General features: G+C 39.2%; 7 protein-coding genes and 1 pseudogene. 3 read left to right on the forward strand and 5 right to left on the reverse strand.

Going from position 1 to position 12,686, the window contains the following annotated elements:
• The 3 genes from SYJ56_RS04430 to SYJ56_RS04440 form a co-directional block, all read right to left on the reverse strand.
• Complete coding sequence (locus SYJ56_RS04430; RefSeq protein WP_323832425.1) at positions 1 to 783, reverse strand: ParA family protein; 783 nt, start codon at positions 781 to 783, stop codon at positions 1 to 3.
• 330 nt (positions 784 to 1,113) lie between these two features.
• On the reverse strand, positions 1,114 to 1,800 hold the full coding sequence (locus tag SYJ56_RS04435; RefSeq protein WP_323832426.1) for a DUF2490 domain-containing protein: 687 nt from the start codon (positions 1,798 to 1,800) through the stop codon (positions 1,114 to 1,116).
• A 1-nt stretch (position 1,801) separates the two neighbouring features.
• Positions 1,802 to 2,395 carry a hypothetical protein gene (locus SYJ56_RS04440; RefSeq protein WP_323832427.1) on the reverse strand — a complete coding sequence of 198 codons (594 nt, stop codon included), beginning with the start codon at positions 2,393 to 2,395 and terminating at the stop codon, positions 1,802 to 1,804.
• Positions 2,396 to 3,099: 704 nt separating this feature from the next.
• Here SYJ56_RS04440 and SYJ56_RS04445 point away from each other — a divergent pair.
• Entirely contained in the window at positions 3,100 to 6,723 is a 3,624-nt protein-coding gene (locus SYJ56_RS04445; protein ID WP_323832428.1) for an Ig-like domain-containing protein, read from the forward strand.
• A 98-nt stretch (positions 6,724 to 6,821) separates the two neighbouring features.
• Positions 6,822 to 8,849 carry an OmpA family protein gene (locus SYJ56_RS04450; protein WP_323832429.1) on the forward strand — a complete coding sequence of 676 codons (2,028 nt, stop codon included), beginning with the start codon at positions 6,822 to 6,824 and terminating at the stop codon, positions 8,847 to 8,849.
• Between the two features lie 258 nt (positions 8,850 to 9,107).
• Here SYJ56_RS04450 and SYJ56_RS04455 read toward each other — a convergent pair whose 3' ends face one another.
• A complete protein-coding gene (locus SYJ56_RS04455) occupies positions 9,108 to 9,605 on the reverse strand; it encodes a helix-turn-helix domain-containing protein (protein WP_323832430.1) in 498 nt (165 codons plus the stop codon).
• A gap of 996 nt (positions 9,606 to 10,601) precedes the next feature.
• Positions 10,602 to 10,859, reverse strand: a pseudogene (locus SYJ56_RS04460) (type IX secretion system membrane protein PorP/SprF); the annotation flags it as partial.
• A gap of 404 nt (positions 10,860 to 11,263) precedes the next feature.
• Between SYJ56_RS04460 and SYJ56_RS04465 the strand changes: the two are divergent.
• Positions 11,264 to 12,577 carry a site-specific integrase gene (locus SYJ56_RS04465; RefSeq protein ID WP_323832432.1) on the forward strand — a complete coding sequence of 438 codons (1,314 nt, stop codon included), beginning with the start codon at positions 11,264 to 11,266 and terminating at the stop codon, positions 12,575 to 12,577.
• The last annotated feature ends 109 nt before the right edge of the window (positions 12,578 to 12,686 follow it).

A 12,686-nucleotide genomic window follows, 5' to 3' on the forward strand; every position in this document is an offset into this window, starting at 1 on the left:
TTATTTGGTCACTTTTTGCAGGTCATTCTTCTGTGCGATTTCGCCTGCAAGATTAAGATATGCAACAGCACCTTTGCCATCAGCATCAAAGGAAATAGCAGGTAAACCAAAACTAGGTGCCTCACTGAGTCTTACGTTGCGAGGAATGATGGTTTCGAAAACCATATTCTTGAAATGTAGCCTAACTTCTTCGACCACCTGATTAGAAAGGCGAAGTCTGACATCATACATGGTAAGTAAAATGCCTTCGATCTCCAAATCAGGGTTGAGCCTGGTTTGAATTATTTTTATGGTATTCAATAATTTGCCCAATCCTTCTAATGCAAAATATTCACATTGAACAGGGATGATCACAGAATTAGCAGCCGTAAGAGCATTGATTGTAATTAGTCCTAAGGAAGGAGAACAATCGATAATGATGAAATCGTACAAATCTTTAAGATCACGAATTACCTCTTTCATCTTCTCTTCCCGATTATCCAGATTGATCATTTCCACCTCAGCACCGACCAGGTCGATATGTGATGGTACCAAATCCAGATATTCCAATTCTGTATGGTGGATGATCTCTTTTACATCAATACCATCCACCATGCACTCGTAGATACTGGTGTTGATGGATTTGGGATCATGACCCAGCCCAGAGGTCGTATTAGCCTGAGGATCAGCGTCAATTACCAGGGTCTTAAATTCCAAGACAGCCAAACTAGCAGCCAGGTTCATCGCTGTGGTAGTTTTGCCTACTCCGCCTTTTTGATTGGCTATGGCAATGATTTTTCCCATGGTGTTATTTGAAAAGTAATTTAATCTCAATATTAAGCAAAATGAATTCTTTTCTGGCTGATCTCCCTGCTTTTTTTAGCGAGCGGAAAACGATCTGAGTCAACTGTTTTCAGCTTAAACTGAAGTGATAATATAAGATAATATACTGAAATATAGGATATTGGTTTAATGTTCAGTTGACCGGAATTCCTTTTGTAAGTCGTTTTAATTTCTTGCCGGGGAATTGTTAATGCTAGTTAAGGCAAACGATTGGTTTTGAGATAAATTATCGTTCATCGCTTAATAAGTGATTAGTAGTACGGCTAACCCCATGACATTTAAGCGTGTAACTTAAAAACTATAAAAGTACCCGATCTTTGCCCATAGCCGAGTCCGGAAACCTTCCTGAATAAACTTATCCATGCGGTAATCGATACCCCATTCCAGTTTTTGACTAGAAGTGATCAATTTACCTAAGGAGAAAACCAAGCGATTTTCGATTTCAAACTCTCCTTCCTGAAGGCTGAAAATTGGCTCATTGGATAAGACCAAATAATGCTCGCTCGGGTCCAAGGTGCTACCCGCAAGCGGAATCTCAGTTGCTATGCGGTACCGAAGCCTGATTTCTGCCGACTCACCCTTGGTGAACGTCTGGTCTGTCCTAATTCGATGTGCCAGTTTCATTCCTCTCAGTCTATTTACTGAAGCAAATTGCTGAATGATCCGATTGGCATTGGCTCCCTCCTGGATCCTGTGAAATACTCCAAAGGCAATACTTTTTGTAGGGTTTAGCTTGACATCATAAAAGCTCATCAAGTCCGTTCTGTAATGGGTAAACTGCAAATCTTCCCGTTGCTCTATAGCATTGTTATAGACAACATTCTGATGCTCAATTTTGAAAATTATCTTTTGATCATTCTTTAATTTCTTGGTAAGTGTAGCTTCAGGAAAGAGGCCCGAAAAGAACTGATGATCTTGACTAAGGGCATTAGCAAAACTCATAAGCAATAAGAAAATGCTTAGGTAAAATCTTATCATCTTAAAAAATAAGGTTTTCGCTAGGTGACACGATTATTTTACGCTTCTGGATGAGTTGCCCATCTGAGGCAAATAAGCCCTCCCAAAGTTGAGAACCTCCGGTCTCATCAGGACCTATAAATTCTATTTCATAGCGGGTTATGATTCCCTCTTGACTATTTTCATCAAAAAAATCTTCCAAATCATCAGGTTCTCCAGAATATTGGATTTGAACACGTTTGATATCCGAACTTTTATAATTTGTAGAAAGATAGACCTTCAAACCATTTTGAAGATCTGCAGGAAGCTTTTCAAAATCCATTTCAATTTCTACATCCTCTATTCTTCCTAAGGAATCAAATTCAACGCTGTAAAATTCACCTTTTAGCTTAAACTTAGCCTCATAGGAAAAACCCGATTCGAATACTTCCTTATACCACTTGATCTTCCTGGTAGATTCGAAAGCATCATATAGCCAGTCTCTTGCCTCTTTGGGTACTTCATTTTCCTTTATTCCAAATTCCCGCTCGATTTTATCTTGGGCAAACGAAGGTTCGGTGATTATCCCATAAAAGAGTAGAATAGGAATAAGATAGAGAAGAATAAGTTTCATCATGTATCTACTTTTTTTGAACAAAAACCGGAGTAATTAAATACGATCATCTTAAGAAAAAGCTTAGATTTTAACGAATTCTTTTTGACTTGTGCCTTCAATTTGATTCGAAGGAAATCAAATAATTCATGATACAGAAGAATAATTTCATTTATGATCTATTCATAGTAAAAGTTTAAAACATCTTGGAAAGAGATTTAAAAAATATCCTGATTAAGAACTAGATCAGATAGTAATGTTGAGTACCTCTGACTTATGTATACTAGCCATTTTTCTTCCAAGAAAAACCAAGACTACTGACAAATAGAGGATATGCATTTTTTCATCTCATCAGAAATAAACTTGCATCCAAGTTGATTTCAAATGGCTGTGAATTGAGTGTAAGCAATGAATATTTTTTCATTAAATCGTCCTAAAAACAAGCTTTTTTTGAGCTTTCAAAATCAGTGAATTATATAAGCCTTTTCTTTTTTAATATAATTTTTTCGAGAATTAGCACCATCATCTTTGTTACAGTAAACCTCAAAAAATGTTTGCTAGGATACGTAAAACCCAACTCTTTACCAGTTACATATTTTGTATTACCAATATCAAAATTTGTTATTTAATAGGTTTGAGCCTGTATTTATCGCCTTCCTACCGGATTTGTCTTGAGGAATAGAAAATGATCACCCAGCATAATAATTAAAAAATAAAATTTAAGTTATATGAAAACAGAAAGTACAAAAAAAAGATTTTGGCAAACCATTTTGGTTGCCTTATCTATTACAATAATCTTCGGAAGTTGTCAAGATACATTTGACGAAATGCTGGGGATTTGTCCGGAGGTAGAATCTACAAATCCTGATGATGAAGCAATAGGAGTACAGCTGAACAAGGTCATTGCGGTGACCTTCAATGATGAAATGAATCCATCTTCTATTACAGATGGATCCTTTAGTTTGAGAGTCGTTAATACAGCTGGCGAAACTCAAAGTGATGTTCCCGGGGCTTTGACTTATGATGCATCAAACAATACCATGAGTTTTCTCCCGGATGCTCCTCTTGACCCTAACACAACATATACAGGTCGAGTAGAACCGATTGTGAAGGATTTAATGGGGAATGCATTGCAAACACCTTATATATGGACTTTCACCACCGGTGCAGCACCTACAGTGACGGCTACAAATCCTGTGAATCTATCAACAGGAATTGCACTTAATAAATCCATTACTGCAAAATTCAGTGCTGAAATGGACCCTTTAACAATCAATGTGTCTTCTTTTACCATACAAACCGACACAACTTCAATAGAAGGGGAGGTAAGCTACCTTGACAGCATAGCCACATTTATTCCTTCAATCGATCTATTGCCTGAAACTACCTACACAGGTACAATTAGTGTTGAAGCGGTAAATGCAGATGGAATTCCTCTTGCAACTGAATATACCTGGACATTTAATACAGGCGCTGCACCGACGGTTGTCTCAACAGATCCTGCTGACAAGGCAACGAATGTTTCAGTCAATACAGGAATCAAGGTGGTTTTCAGTGAAACGATGGGGCTAACTACAATATCTGGATCAACATTCACGGTGAAGCAAGGAAATACGGCAATAGCAGGAAAAGTAACCTATTCCGGAACGTCTGCTTCGTTCACTCCGAACACTGCTTTTTCTCCCAACCTTGTTTATACTGGTATGATCAGTACAGGTGCTAAGAATACTTTAGGCATTGCCTTGGCAAGCAACTATGTTTGGACATTTACTACAGCCGCCGCAGTAGTTGCTCCGACGGTAACTTCAACAGATCCAACAAACAACGCGACAAACGTAGCTATTGACAAGACCATCAAAGCCGTTTTCAGTGAATCGATGAACCCTACTACCCTAACAGGAGCAACATTCACCCTGAAACAAGGTAATACAGCCGTTGTAGGTACGGTAACTTATGCAGGCACAACGGCCTCTTTTGTGCCAACCAATCCCCTGTCGGCTGGCCTGGTTTATACTGGTACTATAACTACCGGTGCAAAAAATGCATCAGGTACAGCCTTGGCAAGCAATCATGTTTGGAAATTTACTACAGCGGCTGCTTCAGTAGTTGCTCCGACTGTAACTTCTACAGATCCTGTAAACAACGCGACAAATGTGGCATTGAACAAGACTGTTAAAGCCGTTTTCAGTGCAGCCATGAATCCTGCTACACTTACGGGAGCAACATTCACCCTGAAACAAGGGAATGCAGCAGTGGCGGGTACGGTAACTTATACAGGCACAACGGCCTCTTTTGTACCAAACAATCCCCTTTCGCCTAGCCTTGTCTATACCGCTACCATTACTACCGGTGCAAAAAATGCATCAGGTACAGCTTTGGCAAGCAACTATGTTTGGACATTCACTACAGCAGCTGCTAATGCACCAGTTGCTCCAACTGTAACTTCTACAGATCCTGTAAACAATGCGACAAATGTGGCATTGAACAAGACTGTCAAAGCCGTATTCAGTGAAGCGATGAACCCTGCTACATTAACAGCAGCAACATTTACATTAAAACAAGGTAACACAGCAGTTGCGGGTACAGTAACATATACAGGCACAACGGCCTCTTTTGTACCAACCAATCCTCTGTCGGTTGGCCTGGTCTATACCGGTACTATCACTAATGGTGCGAAGAATGCATCAGGTACACCATTGGCAAGCAACTATGTTTGGACATTTACTACAGCTGCTGCAGTAATGGCGCCGACTGTAACTTCTACAGATCCTGTAAGCAATGCGACAAACGTAGCATTGAACAAGACTATCAAAGCTGTTTTCAGTGAAGCAATGAATCCTGCTACAATAACAGGAGCAACATTCACTGTGAAACAAGGTAATACAGCAGTTGCAGGTACGGTAACATATACAGGCACAACGGCCTCTTTTGTGCCAAACAATCCCTTGTTGGCTGGATTGGTCTATACTGGTACTATCACTACAGGTGCGAAGAATTCATCAGGTACAGCATTGGCAAGCAACCATGTTTGGACATTTACTACAGCAGCTGCAGTAGTTGCTCCGACTGTAACTTCTACAGATCCTGTAAACACAGCGACAAACGTGGCCTTGAACAAGACTGTCAAAGCCGTTTTCAGTAAAGCGATGGATCCTGCCACAATCACGGGAACAACTTTCACCCTGAAACAAGGTAATGCAGCTATCGCGGGTACGGTCACTTATGCTGGTACCACTGCGTCCTTTGTGCCAAATATTCCGTTGATGCCTGGCCTTGTCTATACCGCCACCATCACCACAGGTGCTAAGGATTCTTCAGGTACCGCATTGGCAAGTAATTATGTTTGGACATTTACCACACCTGCTGCTGTCGCTCCAAAAGTGTTATCTACCGACCCGCAAAACAACGCGTCAAACATAGCACTTGACAAAGTGGTCAAAGCGACTTTCAGTGAGCCAATGAATCCTGCGACGATTTCAGGAACAACCTTTACGCTTAAGCAAGGAGCAAATACCATCAATGGATCTGTAACTTATAGTGGAACTACAGCTTCATTTACTCCAAATGATCCTCTTTCTCCAAACCTTACTTACACCGGTACTATTACTACAGGTGCACAGAATCTGGCGGGAACCGGTTTGGCTGACGATTATGTGTGGACTTTCAAAACCCTGGCCCAGCAGTCTGCCTATTTTGTAGATCTTAAAACTGCCGGAAGATTTGGGATATTCGCTGCCACTGGCATCAGTAATAATGCAGGATTCAGCGTAATCCGGAATTTGGATGTAGGAATTACTCCCGGTGCACGTTCTTCTGTAACCGGATTTCCACCTGCAACTATTGTAAACGGAGCGATCTATGCAGCTGATGATGCCTCTCCTGCAGGTGTTGCGGCAATGCTAATAAAAGCAAAAAGTGATCTAACCGAAGCTTATTTGTTTGCCGAAGGAGCTACTTCTCCGGCCCCTGCTACAGTAGCAGGTGATCAAGGTGGTAAAACACTCGCACCGGGAATTTACAAAAGCAATTCTACCCTATTAATCCAAGCAGGTGATCTGACATTGGATGCTCAGGGTGATCCCAACGCGGTTTGGATTTTCCAGATTGCTTCAGGCTTCACCACTGTTGGTGGAGCAGGTGGGGATATTATCCTAAGTGGAGGGGCTCAAGCCAAAAATATTTTCTGGCAAGTAGGTAGTTCAGCTACCATTGGAGACAACACCAAATTCAAAGGGAATGTATTAGCCTTAACTTCTATCACTATGAATTCCAATGCAGAGATCGTAGGTAGAATGCTTGTCATCAATGGAGCAGTGGTTATGACAAATACAAACACCATTGTAAAACCTTAATTCAAAAACAATGAAATGAGCATGGAAAGCTGTCGCACCCGAATGTGGATGAATCACGGCGAAGTCCATGGAACCATTGAAAAACAAAAAATAAACACATGAAATCAACAACATATAATAATAAAGGATCACGCACTGCGTGGTCCCCTAATATCCTCCAGGTCAAAGCCCTGATTGTCGGCGCTATGATATTAGGAGCAGGAACTCAATTCACGCTTCAAGCACAAGAAGTTCAGTACTCCAGACCGGCTTGGAAATTTGGTGCTGCGGCAGGTGCGAATCTTAATTTCAATCAAGGACTTACCCAACAATTAAATTCAAGTTTAACTGTTCCCGCAGGTTTCAATCATGGAAATGGAGTCGGGTTGTTTCTTGGTCCAGTAATTGAATATCATCGTCCCGGATCGAGATTTGGAATGATGCTTCAGGGGGGATTTGACAGTAGAAAAAGCACCTTCGACCAGATCACCACTCCTTGCAATTGTCCGGCAGATTTGTCTACCGATTTAAGTTATCTTACTGTTGAGCCAAGCCTTCGTTTTGCTCCATTTAAAAACAACTTCTATCTGTATGCAGGTCCAAGGTTTGCTTTCAACAGAACGAATGCCTTCACATACCAGTTGGGGATCAACCCGGATTTCCAGGATCAGGCTCCGACTCCTGCGGTAAATGGGGAATTCAGCAATACCAATCAAACACTGGTTTCTATGCAGATAGGAGCAGGACATGATATCCAGCTTTCATCCCAAAACAGAAAAATACAAACAGTGCTTTCTCCATTCGTAGCTATCCAGCCCTATTTTGGACAGAATCCACGTTCTTCTGAAACATGGACTTTGACTACACTTCGGGTTGGGGCAGCCTTGAAATTTGGTAAAGGCCGTAAAATTCCAGTGGTAGTTCAAGCTCCGGCACCGGCTCCACTTGTGGAACCTGTATTTGAATTTGCTGTTAACTCTCCGAAAAACGATCCTGAAGCAACAAACATCATAGAGACTTTTCCAATTCGTAACTATGTTTACTTTAATGCAGATTCACCTGTCATCCCAAATCGTTATGTGACCCTTGAAAAAAATCAGGTGGTAGATTTCAAAGCAGATCAATTGGATGTCTTTGCACCGAAAGAGCTTTCAGGCCGGGCTAATAGACAGCTGATGGTTTATTACAATGTGCTAAACATCCTGGGCGACCGTATGGTGAAACATCCTGCAACTCGTATCAAATTGGTTGGGTCCTCTGAGAAGGGATCTCAGGAAGGGAGAAACATGTCTGAATCAGTCAAAAATTATTTGACTAACACATGGGGAATAGACGCTTCCAGGATTGCTACAGAAGGGTTGTCTAAACCGAGAATACCTTCCAAAAAGGCAGGTGGAACGCGCGAGCTTGATGTTCTCCTTGATGGTGACCGTCGGGTGTCGATTGAAAGCAGTTCTCCTGAATTGTTAATGGAATTTAAAGGTGGTTTGGATGCCGCTTTAAAACCGGTTTCATTGGTAGCACCGGAAGAAAGTTATGTTACTTTCAATGTGGACGGAGCGGCGGATGCCTTCAGCTCTTGGGCATTGGAAGTCAAAGATTCACAAGGAAATGTACAGAATTTCGGGCCTTATACTGAAGATAAAGTAAGTATAGCCGGTGAATCGATTTTAGGAACAAAACCAGAAGGAGATTATACAGTAACCATGGTGGGTCAGAGTAAGGATGGCCAAGCAATAAGAAAAGAGACTCCTGTAAAAATGGTGCTTTGGACTCCTCCAACCAGTTCGGAAGGAAATAGATTCAGTGTTATCTATGAATTCAATGATGCCAAGGCAATTGCGTCGTATGAGAAATTCCTCACTGATGTTGTTGCACCAAAAATACCTAAAGGAGGTACAGTTACTATTCAAGGTCATACAGATACAATTGGAGAGGAAGCACACAACCTGGGATTATCTCTGGCGCGGGCAAACGATGTCAAAGGTATTCTTGAAAAAAGCTTGTCGAAGGCTGGAAGAACTGACGTGAAATTTGTGGTAAATGGATTTGGTGAAGATGAAAAAGTCTCTCCATTCAAAAACAAATTTCCTGAGGAGCGTGCTTATAACCGTACGGTTATTATAGATATCACTCCAGGTAACTAAGAGTTGCTGATCAATTCGATCTTTTAAAAAAAATACAGTTCTGAATATTCAGAACTGTATTTTTTTAAATAATTGTGGTGAAAAAGTATTGAAGATATGATTGGCTGATTAAAAAAGTCCCCTATCTAGAATAAACAGCTTTAACTATTTGTTAGGTAGTTTTATAATATTGGTAGGGTGTTGTTGTTTTTGTATTTACTGAATGGTTGGGTGGTTGAAAATATAGCAAATGAATAGATTAAAGACCTTTTCAAGTATTCATGTTCCTTTTTTTAATCGATAAAATAATGTTGGGGTAAGACCAGTTATTTTTTTAAACTGCGTTGAAAGGTGGGAAGCACTGCTGTAGTTCATTCTATGAGAAATTTCTTTTAGAGATAGGTCATTATAAAGTAGCAGTTCCTTAACCAATTCAATTTTGTGTATTATTATAAACTGCTGAATAGTAATCCCTTCCACCTCGGAAAAAATATTGGACAAATAAGTGTAGTCGTAACCTATCTTTTTACAGATGAAATCAGACTGATTTACCTTAGGTAATTCTTCATTGTAGTGAATCATTTCTATGACCACATTTTTGATTTTATCGATCAAAATACTTTTTCTATTATCAAGTATTTCTAAACCAACAAGTTGAAGGCTTTTCCTTAGTTCATCAATCTGACAACTCGAAATACAGTTTTCGGTTTCCACCAATCCAAGATCTATGGATAAATATTGAATGCCAATCCTTTCCAACTGCTGCTGAACAATCAATTTGCATCGAAGGCTGACCATAAATTTAATATGTATCTTCAAATCCAGTTAAATGTTAAGTGTATAAATACAACCCAAAAAAGGTATACTATAAAAAAAATGTTGGGTAGTATTATAAAAAAAATGGGGTGATTATTTCTTATTATGAGTAAATTATTTCTTTTTCAAAGCTAGAATAAAAACATACTGATACTTTTAAGTATTTTTTTTTATTCGTAGACTAGGCTAATTTCTTAATAACAATATTAAGTATAAATCAGGCAGTTTCCTATTTTCCATAATTTATGTATCACTAACTTGTAATGTGTCAATTATTAAGATGTGGATAAATTAACCGTATATTTGTTTATACCTGTTTTAATATTCAAAAGTAGTTACTGAGGAGTTAAGCATTTTTTAATTCTAGTGACATTGAAGAATGAAAGTTGGTTATTAAGCAATAAACAATTCAAAAAAGGGAGGTGGCTTTTTACGAATTTAGAAGTGTCACAGCACAGTTTCTTTGGATGTGCTATCATTATTTTCCATAAAAGATGGATTCGTTTGGCAACGATTCCATCTTTTATGGAAGCCAGAGGCTGGGAATTACTAATTGAGTTGCGCATCTCGTGTCAAGAGAGGAGTTCTAACTGATATCACTTAGCAGTCGGGGGTATTTTCCCTGTAGAGGAGAAAAGTGTATAATACCTCTCATTATTAGTTAGGGCTTGCTGAAAAAGTCTCAGGTATGCCAGGTTCAAGGCGGCCGAGTGAAGATGTATGCTTATACCTCGAATGAGGCCAACGTAGAAGATGGTATGGCTGAGGCTAGCTTGAAAATATCGATTTTGACATTTTCTGATGCATGGATAAAGACCTATTGTCATCAATAAGCTTGCACTTGCTGAAAAACCGTTCGTATGAAAAATGGGTTAATCATTCAAAATGATAGCTTTTGAGCTATTACTGGCGTTTTTCAGCATGCCCTAGTTAGACAGTACTTTTAAAAAAAAACACCTACATCATAAAATCAAAACACTTTAGAATCCGGTTACGTTGTCCTTTATACTTTGGTTCACCAATTAGGAATTGATAGCGAATAGATAATTCATGTGCCCCTTTGGTCAGAGAATCAATATTTGAAACCCAGAAGTCATAACTATACCCTATAACCATTCCTGAATCAAGTTTTAGCCCCAGCATAAATATGATAGAGTCCTGATTTGGCATATCCCGCAGTTCTGGGATGCCTCTATAGCTTATTCCTGAAATAACAGATCTGTAAAATAGTTAGGGCCCAATGTCAATTTGCTGGAAGGCTCCCTGCATCTTTTAGTTAAGCATACGGATGCCATGTTGTCAAATCTGGAACCGAAGTATTTGAAACTGCACAACCCTTGGTTCACCAAAGGAGTTGATAGATACACCCCGAACAAAAGCAAAAACCCTAACTATCATTATTTCAGATAGTTAGGATTTTGTCTTGCAGAGGAAGAGGGATTCGAACCTTTTGTTCAAAACTTATCATTTCCTGTCTGATATGGCTTAATTTAAGATTTTACAACGATTTTTTGTCTGTTTTGACTACTTATGACCGACTTTGATCAACTTTCGAGACCCTGAATTAGACCCTGAGTTTTTTGTCCTTACATTTGTTTGATAATCATTCGGTCTAAGTTATGGAAGCTTCATTAAGGTTTGTACTAAGAAAAGATCTTGCAAATAAGAAGGGAGAACAACCAATTGTTCTTATGGTAAGTATGGGAGGGCAAAAGCGCAAAATTTCTACGGGAATTGCTCTTTTGCCAGAGCTTTGGTCAGAAGAGAGGAAGGAAATAGATATTATGACTTCCAAAAAAAGAGCTCAGTTAGAAATGAAGTTCGGGGACGTCGTCCCTCCAAAAGGTATTCTAGTGAAGTATCAGGCTGAGCTAAATGAATTGAAATTTGATATACAACGCATCGAGGAAAGCCTCAGATTTTCAGGATCCTCCTATGATTCCAATGAAATTGTCTCCATTTATAAGGAGTCTAAAAAAACCAAGATTAAAAAGAGTGATCCAACATATTCTCTTTATGATTTCATTGATCAATACATCCAAGAAAACTCAGTTACCAGAGCAAAGGGAAGTATGGTTGTGTATAAATCATTAAAGAAACACCTTAAAAATTATCAGGAAAAGTTGAAGGCAACTATTCGATTTGAAGACATGGATTATTCCTTCATGGTGGGTTTCCAGAATTTTCTGGTTGATTGGAAGGAAGTTCATCCCACTACAGGCAATGTTAAGACTCTAAATAATATTACCATAGCAAAGCAATTGAGTACGCTTAAAACTTTTCTAGGATATGCTAGGAGAAGAGGAATCAAGGTTAGGGACGGGTATAAAGAATATTCCATCAAAAAAGATAGACTTGAAGTAATCGCACTTAATCAAAAGGAATTTGATGCGCTGTATGCACTTGGTGTGGATTCTAATTCAAGATTAAGTCACGTGAAAGATATTTTTCTTTTTAGCTGTGTGACTGGTTATAGATTTTCAGATTTACTGCAGCTTAAAAGGGAGCATATCAAAAACACTGACATTAGGCTTACTATCACAAAAACCAAGGAACCATCCATTGTTCCGCTGACACGGATTTCCAGAGAAATATTGAAGAAATATGAGGAAAGGATTTTGCCGCTACCGATGATATCAAATCAAAAGTTTAATAAATATGTCAAGGAGCTTTGCAAACTAGCGGAAATCAATGACCCTGTAGAGATTATTAGGTATAAAGGTGCCGTTAGAGATTCCAAAATTTATCCTAAATATGAACTGATTAGTGCACACACTGGAAGAAAAACTTTCGTTACTCTATCATTAGCCAAAGGAATTCCGGCGGAGGTAGTAATGAAAATAACCGGCCACTCAGATTACAAAAGCTTTAAGCGATACGTTGATGTAGATGAAGATCGTAAACGAAATGCAATGAGTCTCGCCTGGGACTAAACCAACTTTACAAATGAAAAATTTTGACTCGAATCTTTCACTTAGTCAATACAAAGCAAAAGAATCATTCTGGTATTTTGATGAACTCTCAGAAGAGGAGAGAGTTTTA

Source organism: Algoriphagus aurantiacus (assembly GCF_035156405.1).
Lineage (GTDB): Bacteria > Bacteroidota > Bacteroidia > Cytophagales > Cyclobacteriaceae > Algoriphagus > Algoriphagus aurantiacus.